The sequence below is a fragment of the Streptomyces sp. NPDC039424 genome (assembly GCF_055639495.1).
Map to the genome: position 1 here is coordinate 418,328 of NZ_JBVKAI010000007.1, position 14,562 is coordinate 432,889.

General features: G+C 68.1%; 13 protein-coding genes and 2 pseudogenes. 11 read left to right on the plus strand and 4 right to left on the minus strand.

All coding sequences use genetic code 11. From position 1 onward, the window contains the following. The first annotated feature begins 19 nt into the window (after positions 1 to 19). From ACZ7L0_RS21000 to ACZ7L0_RS21020, 5 genes and pseudogenes are all read left to right on the plus strand, one after another. Entirely contained in the window at positions 20 to 814 is a 795-nt protein-coding gene (locus tag ACZ7L0_RS21000) for a thiolase family protein (RefSeq protein ID WP_471243980.1), read from the plus strand. Further along, on the plus strand, positions 814 to 1,218 hold the full coding sequence (locus ACZ7L0_RS21005; RefSeq protein WP_471243981.1) for a hypothetical protein: 405 nt from the start codon (positions 814 to 816) through the stop codon (positions 1,216 to 1,218). Before ACZ7L0_RS21000 ends, ACZ7L0_RS21005 begins: the two co-directional genes overlap by 1 nt. 227 nt (positions 1,219 to 1,445) lie before the next feature. Further along, positions 1,446 to 2,117, plus strand: a complete 672-nt coding sequence (locus ACZ7L0_RS21010; RefSeq protein ID WP_471243982.1) for an HAD family hydrolase — start codon at positions 1,446 to 1,448, stop codon at positions 2,115 to 2,117. A gap of 69 nt (positions 2,118 to 2,186) precedes the next feature. Continuing rightward, positions 2,187 to 2,417 (plus strand): annotated as a pseudogene (locus ACZ7L0_RS21015) (AMP-binding protein); the annotation flags it as partial. A gap of 214 nt (positions 2,418 to 2,631) precedes the next feature. After that, positions 2,632 to 3,549, plus strand: a complete 918-nt coding sequence (locus tag ACZ7L0_RS21020; protein ID WP_471243983.1) for a TetR/AcrR family transcriptional regulator — start codon at positions 2,632 to 2,634, stop codon at positions 3,547 to 3,549. 202 nt (positions 3,550 to 3,751) lie between these two features. On the opposite strand, the gene ACZ7L0_RS21025 is transcribed toward ACZ7L0_RS21020, so the two are convergent. Next, complete coding sequence (locus tag ACZ7L0_RS21025) at positions 3,752 to 4,105, minus strand: putative quinol monooxygenase (protein ID WP_471243984.1); 354 nt, start codon at positions 4,103 to 4,105, stop codon at positions 3,752 to 3,754. 355 nt (positions 4,106 to 4,460) lie between these two features. Here ACZ7L0_RS21025 and ACZ7L0_RS21030 point away from each other — a divergent pair, with 355 nt between their 5' ends. The 5 genes from ACZ7L0_RS21030 (at position 4,461) to ACZ7L0_RS21050 (ending at position 11,539) form a co-directional block, all read left to right on the plus strand. Then, positions 4,461 to 5,498: an NAD(P)-dependent alcohol dehydrogenase gene (locus ACZ7L0_RS21030; RefSeq protein WP_471243985.1), complete on the plus strand. Its 1,038-nt coding sequence runs from the start codon at positions 4,461 to 4,463 to the stop codon at positions 5,496 to 5,498. A 159-nt stretch (positions 5,499 to 5,657) separates the two neighbouring features. Continuing rightward, a complete protein-coding gene (locus ACZ7L0_RS21035) occupies positions 5,658 to 6,383 on the plus strand; it encodes an MIP/aquaporin family protein (RefSeq protein WP_471243986.1) in 726 nt (241 codons plus the stop codon). 186 nt (positions 6,384 to 6,569) lie between these two features. Continuing rightward, complete coding sequence (locus ACZ7L0_RS21040) at positions 6,570 to 7,367, plus strand: IclR family transcriptional regulator (protein WP_471243987.1); 798 nt, start codon at positions 6,570 to 6,572, stop codon at positions 7,365 to 7,367. Between the two features lie 203 nt (positions 7,368 to 7,570). Next, positions 7,571 to 8,494, plus strand: coding sequence for a Rieske (2Fe-2S) protein (locus tag ACZ7L0_RS21045; RefSeq protein ID WP_471243988.1), 924 nt, complete (start codon positions 7,571 to 7,573; stop codon positions 8,492 to 8,494). Between the two features lie 600 nt (positions 8,495 to 9,094). Further along, entirely contained in the window at positions 9,095 to 11,539 is a 2,445-nt protein-coding gene (locus ACZ7L0_RS21050) for a SpoIIE family protein phosphatase (protein ID WP_471243989.1), read from the plus strand. Positions 11,540 to 11,861: 322 nt separating this feature from the next. On the opposite strand, the gene ACZ7L0_RS21055 is transcribed toward ACZ7L0_RS21050, so the two are convergent. Next, a complete protein-coding gene (locus ACZ7L0_RS21055; protein ID WP_471243990.1) occupies positions 11,862 to 13,568 on the minus strand; it encodes a DUF6895 family protein in 1,707 nt (568 codons plus the stop codon). A 45-nt stretch (positions 13,569 to 13,613) separates the two neighbouring features. After that, complete coding sequence (locus ACZ7L0_RS21060) at positions 13,614 to 13,820, minus strand: hypothetical protein (RefSeq protein WP_471243991.1); 207 nt, start codon at positions 13,818 to 13,820, stop codon at positions 13,614 to 13,616. Between the two features lie 164 nt (positions 13,821 to 13,984). Here ACZ7L0_RS21060 and ACZ7L0_RS21065 point away from each other — a divergent pair, with 164 nt between their 5' ends. Continuing rightward, entirely contained in the window at positions 13,985 to 14,161 is a 177-nt protein-coding gene (locus ACZ7L0_RS21065; RefSeq protein ID WP_471244012.1) for a hypothetical protein, read from the plus strand. 111 nt (positions 14,162 to 14,272) lie between these two features. On the opposite strand, the pseudogene ACZ7L0_RS21070 reads toward ACZ7L0_RS21065, so the two are convergent. Then, positions 14,273 to 14,449, minus strand: a pseudogene (locus ACZ7L0_RS21070) (IS5/IS1182 family transposase); the annotation flags it as partial. Positions 14,450 to 14,562 lie beyond the last annotated feature (113 nt).

Genomic DNA, 14,562 nt, shown 5'->3' on the forward strand with positions numbered 1-14,562 from the left:
CAGGAACCAGTGAGGCGACATGAGGGAAGCAGTCATCGTTTCGACGGCACGGACGCCGATCGGAAAGGCTTACCGCGGCGCGTTCAACGACACCCAGGCGCAGGAACTCGCCGCCCATGCCCTCTCTCACGCGGTGCGGCGCGCCGGGCTCGAGGGAGGCGAAATCGAGGATGTGATCTTCGGCTGCGCCGTGCAGCAGGGGTCCGCCGGGTTCAACGTCGCCCGCCAGGCCGCTCTCCGCGCCGGGCTTCCGGACAGCGTCTCCGGGATGACGATCGACCGGCAGTGCTCGTCGGGCCTGATGGCGATTGCGACAGCCGCCAAGCAGATCGTCGGCGACGGCATGCAGGTCGCCGTCGGTGGCGGTGTCGAGTCGATCTCCTTGGTGCAGAACGACCACATGAACACCCACCGCATGGCGGATCCCTGGCTGGTCGAGCACAAGCCGAGTATCTACATGCCGATGTTGCACACGGCGGAGATCGTCGCCGAACGCTACGGCGTGAGCCGGGAACGTCAGGACGAGTTCGCGCTGATGTCACAGCGGCGCACCGCAGAGGCCCAGGAGGCCGGCCGGTTCGACCAGGAGATCGTCGCGCTCGACAGCGTCAAGAAAGTCCTCGACAAGCAGTCCGGAGAGGTGCGGGACGAGGCCGTGACCCTGACTCGGGACGAGGGCAACCGCGCGTCGACCACACTCGAGGGCCTGGCCGGATTGGCGCCGGTGCTGCCGGACGGCCAGGTGACTACGCTGTCCAGCGTGACGGCGGGCAACTCCTCGCAGTTGTCGGACGGGCTTCGGCGTCGGTGTTGATGGAGTCCAGGGAAGCCGAGCGCCGCGGACTGGAGCCGCTCGGCGTATACCGGGGCATGGCCGTTGCCGGTTGCGGTCCGGACGAGATGGGGATCGGTCCGGTGTTCGCCATTCCGAAACTGCTGAAGCAGCACAACCTCGCCATCGACGACATCGGCCTGTGGGAACTCAACGAGGCGTTCGCCTCCCAGGCGTTGTACTGCCGCGACGAACTGAACATCGATCCGGAGCGGTTCAACGCCAATGGCGGCGCAATCTCGGTCGGCCATCCGTACGGAATGACCGGCGCCCGCCTGGTGGGGCACGCCCTGATCGAGGGCAAGCGCCGCGGTGTCCGTTACGTAGTGATCTCGATGTGCGTCGGTGGCGGAATGGGCGCCGCCGGACTGTTCGAGGTCGCCTGAGGTTCGCGTCCCTGCTGGACGCTGGCAGCAAGGGCCAGTTGGGGGAGCGGTACTCGCGGCAACCGGCTCGCCCTGCTGGCTGTCGGCGGCCCTGCCTCCTCTGTCAGGCCGAGGTTGTCGGCGTCGCGGAATCGATGTAGAGGGGTCCGCCCCACGAGAGCCGACGGACCATGGCTGCCGTCGCGTTGGCCAGTGGCAAGCCGGCCGGGAGAGAAAGGTATGGAACCATGCCGAACATGGTGGAAAAGGCCCGAACCGCGGTCCTCGTGGACTTCGGCGGAGTCATCACCTCCAGTGTGTTGCGGGCATTCACCGACTTCGGGGCCTCGCTCGGCGGCGACCCGCGCCTGCCGCTGGACCTCCTCAGCCGGGACCAGCCATCACGCACCCTTCTGGCCGACCACGAGTGCGGCCGTATCGACACCGAAGCCTTCGAGCGAGGATTCGCCGAGCGCCTCCGCGCCCACGGCGCCGACGTGGCGGCCGAGGGGCTCACAGCCCGGATGCAAGCGGGAATCTCGATCGACCAGGACATGCTCGCTCTGCTCGATGATCTACGCGCCGCCGGGTATGCCGTAGCGCTGGTATCCAATTCGTTCGGGACCGGAACCTACGAGGGCGTCGACCTCGCCGCTGTGGCCGACGTGGTCGTCATCTCCGCCGAGGTCGGGATCCGCAAGCCTTCCCGGCGGATTTACGCGATCGCATGTGAACGCCTCGGCATCGGCCCCGAGGAGGCGGTCATGATCGACGATCTGCAGCAGAACCTCGACGGAGCGGAGCGGATCGGAATCGGGGGTGTACTGCACACCAGCGCCGCAGACACCCGACGCCAACTCGCCGAACGCTTCAGCATCACCGCCGGACCGATCCATCGATCGACCGATCGGGCGCACTGAGATCGGTCATGCCCCCGATCGTCACCGCCCACGGCCAGCGTATTCGATGCTGTCAGCCGCCACACGGCCGGCAACCCCGACAACATCGTGTTGCGTGGCGGTGCGAATCGGTGGACCTACCGGCAACTGTGCGACGCGAGCACACGGTACGCGGGTGCCCTGGTCGCGGCGGGCCTCTCCCCTGGGGACCGGGTGCTGGTCGCAGCGCCGGCGGTGCCCGCATTCGTGGTGGCCTACCTCGGGATCCGGGCCGCGGGCTGTGCCGTCGTGCCGATCAACACGATGGCCACCCGGGGCTGAGGTCGAGTACGGCCTCGGCGACGCCGGGTGCTCGTCGGCGATCGCGCGGCACACCCTCGGCGCCCTGCCGTCGCGGAGGCGGCGGCCGCGGCGCTCAAGGTGGAGTCCTGGACACTGTCCCCGGCGCGACGATCATCGATCCCGCCCCTACCCTGTCGTCGACCGGATCAAGGACCTGATCATCCGCGGTGACCCCAACGCCTACCCCGGTGAGGTGGAGGAAGTCCTCTACGGGCACCCGGACATCATCGAGGCAGCCGTCATCGGCGTTGCCGACGACCACCACGGCGAGGAGGTCGTCGCGCTCCTCACCGCCCGACCCGTCGGCACCGAGCTCTCAACGCTCGCCCATATCCACGCAAGTCGGAGCATGTTATTGAGCCCAGTACGCACTGGCGCGTTTATGACCCTGGCGTCGGATTCAAGTACAGTTTCTGGGATGAATGCCATTGCCCCCGAGGAGGACGACAGCGAGAAGGCACCGCCCATGGCGCCCCTTTCGCAACTTCGTGAGCCGCCGGCGACGAAGCGGGGAGCGCGGACACGTGCTGCTTTGGTGACGGCCGCGCGGAAGGTGTTCGAGCGGGACGGCTACCTGGACACCCGCCTGACCGACATCACCAAAGAGGCTCGATGCGCGGCGGGATCCTTCTACACCTACTTCGCCAACAAGGAAGAGGTGCTTGCCGCCGTCCTCTTGGAGGCGCAGGAGGACATGATGCACCCCGGCATGGGCCGGGTGCAGAGCACCGACGATCCGTACGCGGTCCTCGAGGCGAGCAATCGCGCGTATCTCAAGGCATACAAACGGAACGCGAAGCTGATGGGACTGCTTGAGCAAGTCGCGCAAGTGGAGCCGGAGTTCCGTGAGTTCCGAAGCCGGCGCGCGGATGCGTTCATCCGCCGCAACGCCCGCGGCATCGCAGACCTGCAGGAGCGGGGCGTCGCAGACCGTGAGGTGGATCCGATGATGGCCTCACGTGCGCTGTCGGGCATGGTCAGCGTCATGGCCTACAACGCCTTCGTGCTCGGCGAAGGGCAAGAGGAACGTACGCCGGTGGACTTCGAGGAACTCGTGTCCACGGTCACCCGGCTCTGGGCGAACGCCCTGCGGTTCCCCGGCCACCGCTGATCCGGCTCCCGGCCGAGCGCGAGTCGGCCGCCCACGACCGTTCACCGATTCCGGATCCTGGCGCACGCATCGCGACGAGGACCGGCTGTGACCGCGGCAGGGCCGCGAGCTGACCGGCGAGTGGTTGGCGTCCGCGCTCCCCAGCAAGGTGGCGCTCCTGCACCTGGCGGCGGGCGGACGCTCTACCGCACCGGTCGGCTCCTCACGTGATCGGCCCATCGTCTTGGCCCTCACCGGGAACCGCCATTTCCCCCAGCAGTGACCAGTCGTCCTGCGGAACGGTCATGTTCACGATGCGCGGCGTTTCGACCAGGTAGGGCGGCAGCGTCTGCTGCGCGGCCTTGAAGTGCGCGGACTGCACATGCGCGGCCCCGGACTCGTCGTCGCGGAAAGCCTCGATCAGGACGTACTCCGTCGGGTCCGCGACGCCGCGCGACCACTCGAACCAGAGGCAGCCGGGTTCGGCGCGCGTGGCCCGGGTGAAGTCGCCGGTGATCTCCGACCAGCGGTCGGCGTGCTCGGGGCGGACTCGGAACTTGGCGGTGATGAAGATCATGGGACTCCTTCGGGTTGTGCGGCGCGCCGTTTCGTTCGGCCTCAGCGCGGCAGAGGAAGGGCGGGCCGACGCCCAGCCGGTCTGTCGGGCCACCCGCATGCCGCGCCGACACGGCTCATGGCGACCAAAGCCATGAAGGCGGCTGATGCCAACCGTACGACCTCGGTCGGCCGTAATTGGCCCGTTGAGGTCACGGAACCGCCCGGTTCACCGCTCATTGATGAAGAGGGCGGGGATATGTCTGTTTTCTCGGAGGGTGGAATCTCAGCCATCTCTCTCCGTTGACCAGGTGGTTACGGGCGGATGACCATCTCCTCACCCCGACTACGGGATTCACGGACGAGGAGTACGGGAAATGAAGGCAGTACGCGTGTACCAATATGACCGGCGGCCCATTGTCGAAGAGGTGCCCGAACCCCGGATCACGTCGCCTCAGGATGTGATCGTGGAAATCGGTGGGGCAGGACTGTGCAGGACCGATCTCCATGTCATCGAAGGCCAGTGGCGGGAAAAGTCCGGGGTGTCGCTGCCGTACACCCTCGGGCACGAGAATGCCGGATGGGTCCGGGAAGTCGGTTCCGGTGTCTCTCACCTGACCGTCGGCGACCCCGTGATCATTCATCCGCTGATGACCTGTGGTCTGTGTCGCGCATGCCGGTCCGGAGACGACGTGCACTGTGCCAACAGCGCCTTTCCGGGCATCGACTGCGACGGTGGCATGGCAGAACTGATGCGGACCAGCGCACGCTCGTGCGTCAAGCTCGACGCCGGTCTCCGGCCCGCCGACGTGGCCGCGCTGGCCGATGCCGGCCTGACCGCCTACCACGCCGTGCGGAAGGCAGTGCCGCTCCTCTATCCGGGCGCCTTCGTGGTCGCCATCGGCGCCGGCGGTCTGGGTCATATCGGTATCCAGACGTTGGTGGCCCTGACGGCCGCGGAGATCGTCGTCGTGGACGCCTCCGAGGCGGCACTGGATCTCGCCAAGGCCCTGGGTGCCCACCACACCGTGCGTGCGGACGGCGACCCGGTGGCCACCGTGCGGGAGATCACCGCAGGTCAGGGCGCACACGTCGTCATCGACTTCGTGGGCGAGCGAGGCACTGAGGCCCAGGGCGTAGCGATGCTCCGCAGGGCGGGCTCCTACTTCGTCGTCGGGTACGGCGGGCATGTCCACGTTCCGACCATCGACATCATCTCGAACGAGATCAACGTCATCGGCAACCTCGTCGGCAGTTACAACGACCTTGAGGAACTCATGACGCTCGCCGCCCAGGGGAAAGTGCGGTTGCACACCACGACGTATCCGCTCGACGCGGTGAACGACGCCATGGACGACTTGGACCAGGGACGGCTGCGAGGCCGAGGAATCCTGGTGCCTGGCGCGGCTTCCTGAGGCCGACGGGTCATTCCCGCCCGCGTCGCCTCGTAATTCGCCGGTATCGGACCGGGAACTCGCCGGTATCGGACCGGGAACATCTGATTGCACACACCGAAAGAATTGCACACACCGAAAGAGGGGATGAGGTCGGGGCTGCGGCCACCGGCGACCGACATGACAGAGAACACGTATCTTCAACGTCTCCTCGCGGAGTTCCTTGGCACCGCGTTTCTCGTCTTCCTCGGAGTGGGTTCCATACCTGCCACGCTCATGCTGCAGAAGAGCGGGAAGACCAGTTTCACGATGGCCGACCTCGGCGTGATCGCCTTCGCCTTCGCGATGGTGGTGGTGGCCGCCGTATTCGCGATCGGCCATGTATCCGGCTGCCATATCAATCCGGCCGTCACCCTGGCGCTGGCTGCCACGGGCAGGATCCCGCGAAGAGAGGTGACGGGGTACCTGCTGGCGCAGTGTGCGGGGGCGGTGGCGGGCTCGGGAGCGATCATCGCGGTGCTCGGCGGCCGCGCCGTGGACCTGGGCTTGGGCGTCGCGTCCTACGCCTCACCGACCTCCCCCGCACAGGCGTTCTTCGCGGAGACGCTGGGTACGTTCATCCTGGTCTTCGTCGTCTTCGGGGTCGTGGACCAGCGGGCTCCGGGCGGGTTCGCGGGTCTGCCCATCGGATTCGCGGTCTTCGCCATCGCCGTCGCCGTGGGCCCGGTTTCCGGCGCGGCGCTCAACCCGGCGCGGACGCTGGGACCCATGGTGGTGTCCGGCCTGGCCGGGGGATCCGTGAACTGGTCACAGCTACCCGTCTACCTCCTGGCCCAAGTGGTCGGGGGCTTCCTGGCCGGTCAGCTGTACGTGGCGATGAACAGGCTGCGTACCATCGCAGCATGACCGTCGCGCTCGGCAGGCAGTCACCTGCCGAGCAAAGCGCCCTGCCGGCCGACCCGGCAGGGCGCGGCTCCGCGGGGCACCGCTCGGCCGCGGCGGGATGCACTGCCGGATGTTCCCCCGCAGCCTTGGGTCCGAGCTGCGACCGGGGTGGCAACCAGTCTTCGAGGACCGTTCGGGAGGCGCACCATGTACGGCCCTGAGACCTCCGCCGCCGATTCCGGCGACCTGCTCGGATCGGTGCGGCGCGCGCTGAGGGTGCTCGAAGCGGTGGCGGCCGGCGGCGACGGCATCACCGCCAAGGCGGTGGCACGCCGGGCCGGACTGACGCTGCCGACGACGTACCGCCTGCTGCACACCCTGGTGCACGACGGCTATCTGGTCCGGCTGCACCAGTCCCGCGGCTACGGGCTCGGGTACAAGCTCACCGGTCTGCACCGGCGTCTGTGTCAGCAACTCGAGGTGACGCCCGGCGTGTCCGGCGTTCTCAACGAGATCCACAACGAGTGCGAGGCCGCCGCGTACTACACCGTTTTCCGGGATGAGGAGATCGTCGTCGCCGAGGTCGTCGACTCACCTGCGGCACCGCGGGCTGAGCCGCTCGACGTCGGCTTCCACGAGGCTCCGCACGCCACGGCCTTCGGCAAGGTGATGCTCTCCTCCCTCCCGGACGCACGGCGCCGGGAGTACGTGCAGCAGCAGGGGCTGACCCGGCTCACCGAGCGCACCATCACCGCCCCGGACCTTCTGGAGAGCCACCTGGAGCGGGTCCACACCACGGGACTGGCCGTCGAGGTCGGAGAGTTCCAGGGGGGCCTGAGCTGCCTGGCGGCGCCTGTGTTCGACTCGGCCGGGAAGGTGGCGGGAGCTGTGGCCACCTCCTTCCCGCTGGAGCTGTTCGAAAAGCGGCAGACACACCTGGAGAACGCCGTACGCGCGGGAGCAGCCCGCGTCTCCCGCCTGATGGCCGGTGCCGTAGGTCCGTAGATCGCGTACAGCATGCTGCTCCTGGCCCCATGCGACTCGGTGGCGCCACGGACGAGAGCGGCCGTACAGCCTTGCGGCCGCTGCTGGTCGTCCTGGGATGGCGGCCGGGTAACTGATCACCTCCCGGCTGGTCCCGCCCGCGTTTGTCGTCTGCGCAGGTGGGGGACTCGGCGCCCATGACTGCGACGTCACGTCACCGCCGGATGAAGCAGAACCGAATGCTATGGCTGCTGGACCGTCTGGAACAGGCGTCCTGGGCCGACCCGACGATCGACACCCTGCGGTCGGCGGTACGTTCCGTGCCGCTGGGGCGCGGCCGGGACCTGCTGCACGGCAGGTGGCTGGGACACCCGGTTCATCCGCTGATGGTGCAGGTGCCGATCGGCAGCTGGCTTTCCGCGGCTGTGCTGGACACCCGGCCAGGCCGCTCACGCGAGGCGGGGCTGCTCGTCGGTGTGGGACTGGCCGGGGCCGTGCCCGCGGCGGTTGCGGGCGCCGTCGACTGGGCTGAGCTGCACCGCGAGCAGGCGCGCGTGGGACTGGTGCACGCCATGGCCAACTGGGCGGCCGTGGGACTGTACGCGACCTCGCTCGTCTGCCGCCTCAAGGGACGTACGGGGGCGGGCCGGACGTACGGCTTCCTAGGGCTGACAGCGGTCGGGGTGGGGGGCCTGCTGGGCGGCCATCTGGCCTACCGCCAGGCGTCCGGTGCCAACCACGCGGAAGAGGTGCCCCACGTCGTCCGGGACGGCTGGCACCGGATCGGCGCCGTCGCCGAGTTCCCGGCCGGGCAGCCCGTACGGCGCCTCGTGGACGACGTGCCGGTCCTGGTGGTCCGGGAATCCGGCGGGACGATCCACGCGCTGGCCGAGCGGTGCAGCCATCTGGCGGGTCCGCTGGCCGAGGGAACGGTCGCCGACGGGTGTGTCCGGTGCCCGTGGCACGGCAGCGTCTTCCGGCTCTCTGATGGCTGGAACGTACGGGGCCCCGCCACCGCGCCGCAGCCCGCCTTCGACACCCGGATCGTCGACGGTCATGTCGAGGTGCGGCTGCGTCGAGCTGGCCGGGAAGCGGATGGGGAATGGAGCGAGAGCGGGATGGTCAGGTCCCGCGGGTACGCCGACTGACACACGCTGCGCACGATGGGTGAGCGGGCTTCTCCGGCGCACGCAAAACGACTGCTCGGCAGAACTGAGGCGGGCACTGGGCGGATACCTAGCAGCCGTGGCGGCACCGCGGTCAAGGCCGCGTCCCGCGGCTCTCGGCGCTCGGGCGGCCCGGCGCCCGCGAAGCCGTACGGCCGTGGCCAGGCCGCCGTGTAAGCACGCTGCGAAACCGCGGTGGCCACGTTTCGGCTCAGCAGACTGTCCAGCGCAGCCCGAGGCGAGTGGCCTCCACCCTGACCGGCGGCCAACTTCTCTGGCCCCGCGCGACGCGCCCCGCCATGGGCGGGCTCGGCGCTGGGGCCGGTGTGGACGCGCTGCAAGACTGACCTGTGGCGGTTAGGCCCGCTGGACCAAGCGCTGGAACACCGCCCTGAGCGCTTTCATGGGCAGGTATCTTTCGTGGTACTTAAGCTGATTGGTGTTGATTGAGGATCCCTTCAAAAAGATGAGATCTCGGTGACACATAGTGAGCGGCAGGCGGCTGAGCTGCCTGACGCCCCTGGAGCAGAGCAGGCCGAGGGCCTGCCGTTCCACGAGACCGCGCTGGCCGCTGCTCGTGCCGTGGCTCAGGGCGCGGCCTTGGTGGCGGCAGCGCTTGGCGTGGTGGGCCTGTCCGGCTGGGTCCTTGACATAGACGTCCTGAAGAGCGTGCTGCCAGGCGTTGCCGCGTCCATGAAATCGAACACCGCCGTGGCTCTGACGGCGCTGGGCCTCTCCCTCTTCGTGGTGGCGCGCAGATCCGCGAACTTGCGGATGATGACTGCGGCCCGTTCGGGAGCGGTCCTGGCTGCCTTGATCGGCGGGCTCACCCTTGTCGAGTATCTGACCGGGGCCGGCCTGGGCATCGATGAGCTCCTGTTCAAAGACACAGGGCTGGTGGCGACAGGGACGCCCGGACGGATGGCACCGAACACCGCTGCGGCACTGATGCTCGCGAGCATGGCGTCCCTGTGCGCGAGCCTGCCCCGGCTGCCCGTCTGGACGAGTCAGATCCCGGGCCTGGCCGTCCTCGCCCTGGGCATGCTCCGGCTCTACGGATTCGCCTATGACGTGCCTCAGCTGGAACGGTTCGGCGGCTACACGGGCATGGCCCTGCACACCGCGCTGGCCCTGGTGCTGCTGGGCATCGCGGCCTTGTTGGTCCGGCCGGACGAAGGTCCTGCGGGCTTGCTGATGAACGCGGGAACCACCGGCGCGCTGGGGCGCCGACTGTTCGCCACCATCCTGGTCGCGCCGCTGCTGCTGGGCTGGGGCGTCCTGGCCGGCGAGGACGCGGGGCTGTACGGGACGCGTCTGGGCATCGCGTTGCTGGTGTGTGGCCATGTGGCCGTGTTCACCGCGGTCATTTTCGCCGCCTTGAGCGTGGGCCGCCACATCGAGGTGGCGCACGCCCAGGCCGAGTGGCAGGTGCGCCAGAACGAACTGCTGCAGGCGTTCATGGACCACACACCCGCGGTGATGTTCATCAAGGACCTCGACGGTCGTTTCCTGGCAGTCAACGTGAAGTTCGAGGAGAGCATCCGCCTGCCCCGCGAACGGATACTGGGGCGCCGGGACCGGGACGTCATGTCGCCGGCCCTTGCACGTCAGGCGCGAGCCGCCGACCTCGACATGCTGGCGCGGGGCACCCCTGTGCAGCGGGAGGAGCGTCTGGTGTTGCCGGGAGGTCACCGGGACTTCCTCACCACGTTGTTCCCGCTCGACGATCCGTCCGGTACCCCCTACGCCGTATGCGGTGTGGCCACTGATATCACCGAACGAGTCGCGGCCGAGCGCGAGGTCCTGCGGGCCAACCGGCGCTTCCTGGCGCTACTGGAAGCCGCACCCGACGCCACCCTGATCACAGACGGCGACGGGACCATCCTCATGGCCAACGCACAGGTGGAGCCACTGTTCGGTCATGCGCCGGCCGACCTCGTCGGCACCAAGGTCGACGACCTGGTGCCCGGACCGCGGCGCCCGCGCCACAGCACACTCCTCCGCCTCTACCTGCGGCGGGGCGACCCGAAACCGGCAGTCCTGGAGAGGGGCCTGTACGGACTGCACAGCGACGGCGACGAGTTTCCCGTCGAGGTGAGTGTCTGTACCTTCCCAGCAGAACAGGAAACGCTGGTGTTCCTGACCGTCCGGGACATCACCGAACGCAGGCAGGCCGAGGCCGAACGCGCCAAGCGCTACGAGCAGCAACGACGCATCGCCTACACCCTCCAGCTCAGCCTCATGGGCGAGCCGCCCAGCCTGCCCTACCTGCCCTGCGCCTACCGGTACCTGGCGTCCGTCCAGGACCCCGGAGTCGGTGGCGATTGGTTCGACATCATCCCTCTGGACAAGGACCGCACCGGTATCGTCATCGGCGACGTGATGGGTCGGGGCCTCGACGCGGCGGCCGTCATGGGCCAGCTGCGCGCCGCCTCCCACGCCCTGGCCCGTACGGGTATGCCGCCCAGCCGGCTCATGAGCGGGCTGGACGCGTTCGTCAGCGACCTGGCGGACCAGCTCGTCACCTGCTGCTACCTGGTGATCGACCAACGCGCCCGTGAGGTCACCCTGTGCTCGGCCGGACACCCGCCGGTGATCGCACTGCTCCCGAACCAGTCGGCCCGGCGGCTGCGGACACCGATCAGCGTGCCTCTGGGTATCGACGCGTCGTGTGGCGGCGGGCCGCCCTACCAGGAGGCGACCCAGCCGCTGCCGCCGGGCAGCACGCTTGCCCTCTACACCGACGGAATGGTCGAGCGGCGAGGCACTGACATCGACACTCAGATCGACGTCCTCGCCCGAACCCTCGACATCGCGCTGAAGGGTGCTCCCGCCGACCCTGAGACCCTCGATCAGGCCGCAGCCCGCCTGGTCGGGGCCCTCATCCCGGATACGTCCGCCCATGACGATGACGTGACGTTGCTCCTGGTCGGTCTCCCCGAGCCGGACGAGCGCGCCGCGGACCCGGCCCCACACGAAGCCGGGCGGGGCATGTGGCCTGGCCGCATTCGCGGCGGTGCGGAATGACCAGGCCAATGCGTCGTTTACCACCAGCGCTGTTTCCGGCTGCGGTCCTGCGCCAGTAGGAGAAGCCCGAGCGGGCGATGCCGAGGACCAATCATGGTGGCCGGCACCGTCTGCATGCGGATCAGGCTGTCGGCCGGGGTGAGCGGGTAGAGGTCGCGGATCAGGGGCGTGGCGAGCGCGGCGGACAGCCGGAAGCCCTGTCCCTGACTTCGGCTCGCCCGCCCACCTCGGCCGCAGATCGGGTCCAGGCACGCGAGTGGTCATGGCGAAGGCGTCCACCAGCATCCTCTCGACAAGCCCGTCTACCTGCTGCTCGCCGCGCTCATCGGTGCCGCGAACCCCCGCCGCGCCCACCACGCCCGAGCGAGGCGTGTTCCCTGACTGTGGTGGCGAGGGCGGTTACTGCACTTCGGGTCCAGGCGTACTGTGCCTGCTGCCGTGCGGCGGGGTTGTCGCTGGCGGGGTAGCCGAATGCTCCGGTTGGGGTTTGCTGGGCGGTGAGGAAGGCGATGGCGTCCTGGGTGATGCGGTGCTGTCCCCATCCGGCCCGGGCGAGGGTGCGGATGGTGGCGGCGAGTTGGCCGAGGTGGTAGGTCTCTGTGGCTTCGCGTAGTGAGACAGCGGCCTGCAAGGGGAAGGCGTGTCGCTCGTGTGCCGTGGACTGCCGGGGGATGGCTGCGGCAATCGATGGGCTGAGGAGACCGAGGCTGATCAGCCCATGCACACCTTCCGCAATGTCGGCAGGGATTCTGTCCAGTGAGCTGACGACATCGGCTGTTTTTTTGAGGAAGTCGTCCAGGGACGGGCAGCTGACTCCCGCTGCGCTCAGGGCGAGGGCGAACTCTCCGGTGACTTCCATGCCCTGTTCCTGCCAGACTTCCGGGGGCGCGTCGGCGAGCAGTGCCGCGTAATGCGCCAGGGCCGGTCCGGCGAGGTGGTGTTGCTGGATGGCGGCGGTCCCGATCGCGGCGGCCGTGACTCCGGCAAGCCCCACACGGGGGTCCTGCATCACGCTTTGGTCGCACAGCCACACCACTGCGTGTCGCAGGGCCGTTCCCAGGAGAGCGTCCGCAGCTGGCAGGGTCGGGCGTGGTCTGTTCAGGCGGTGGGGGCTTCGCGCCAGGAGACCGGCGAGGGCGGTGACGATGGTGGTGTGGTAGCCCTCGGCCCAGTGCCGGAAGTCCTCGTCCCCACTGTCGAGGCCGGGGTGGATGATGCCCTCGGGTCCATTGACGCGTCCGCTGTCTTCCTGGACCGTCTCAAGAAAGGCCCAGGCGCGATCTGCGGCCTCGGAGTGGTTGATGCCGAGGCAGTACAGGCAGCACAGCAGTTCCCCGACCAGGTCGGCGTTGGCGCGGGCTTCGGCCAGGACAAGGAGCGCTTCGAGGAGCCCGACAGCCGTGCCGAGGCTGTAGCCGCGGGGCCATACCGGCTCTCGCTGACCGAAGTCGGTCGCGTAGAAGAGAGTGTGCGTGATGGCGTAGATGTCACGGTCGGCCAGCTTGAGGACGTTCGCACGGCGGCACAGAAGGGTGAACGGCAGAACCGTGTCCATGGGCGGCAGATCGTGTTCGATGCCGCATAGATGAAGGGTGTGGAGCAGGTCCAGCTGCCGGTAGGGCACCCGCTCGAACGATGCCGCGTACCCGCCATCCACCGCCTGCTGGACAATGCGCCGGAACTCCGGGTCCTCACGGCCGCACAGCCGCAACGCGGCATACGTCCCCGCATACAGCAGAAGAGCCTGCTCATCCCGCGCGGTCATCTCCCGGTACGACGGCTGACCGGCAATATCGGAAACCTGCCCGAGGATGGCTGCGTAGTCGCCGTCGATGGGAGTGTCATCCAGTCGGGCACGCAACCCCACAAGGAAAGCTGTCTCGATCAGCGCTTTCCGGGTGAATAACACCCTGTCCGGCTGGGCGGTGCGCGGGTCCAGCATGGCCCGGCGCGCAGCGAGCCAGGCAACAGCCCGGTCTTCCACCGCGCGCCTTCGAGATGACCGGACGCCGGGCGCTTCTGTTTCCATCACCGAATCCTCCCGGCAGTCACCTTGATGTGGTTCTTCAGTGGGTCAGTTGTCTGCGGGCGTGGCGGCGTCCGCTACTTCGTTGGCGACGACCAGGACGTAGCGTTCCCAGGCCAGTACATAGCCTGCGACGTCGTCCAGCTGACTGACCTGACCGACCACGCGCTCCAGGGGAACACTGAGGTCGACCAGACCACTGCTCCTTAGAAAATCCAGCGCTTTACGCGCATCAACCGACGGTGGACAGGACATGAAGAACCTCCTGCTCGAAGTCCAGCATTTCTCCTCCACCATCCTCCAATTCACCACGACAGGGGAATATGCAAGCAGTAACTCATACAGTCACACTTAATTGATCGATCCCCCGGCAGGAGCCAGATTGCAATGCTCGAATTCGGCCGATTAGGAAAGGTTCCATGTCGGCTGTAATTCAGCATGTCGTCGTCGGTGACGCCCGCGCCGCCGATGGTCTTGCCGCATCTTCGGACGGATTCGTGGCCTCCGAGAAACTGAAGGCGAGCGACGTCGGCCTGGAATTCCTCATCGGGGAACCGAAGGACTCCCGACGACCCGTCGGCATCGCGCGGATGTGAGAAGCAGCAGCCACGCAGGCCCGGGTTCAGTCCAGTTCGTCGGCCGCGTGCGGTTCGGCGAGCAGGTCTGTCCCGAGCCCGAACTCCAGGTCCAGACACGGCCGATTCCCGGTACGCAGTCACCAGCAGTACGCGGTCCTCCGGCGGCAGGCTCCAGGGACGGCCTTTGCGCACCGGCTCCGCGCCTTCGCGGCGTAACGCGGTGATCAGCTTGCGGAAGCAGGACGGGCTCAGCCCGGAGAACGGGGTTATCCAGGAGGGCTCCGACGCCGTGATCACGCCAGCCACGGCAAGATCGTCTCACCCGCGGTCCCGCCTCACGGAGGCGTCAGGGAATCCCCGGCCGTGCGTCGCTGTCCGGGCCACAGGTCGTCATACGCGGCGTCCATGAACTGCACCTG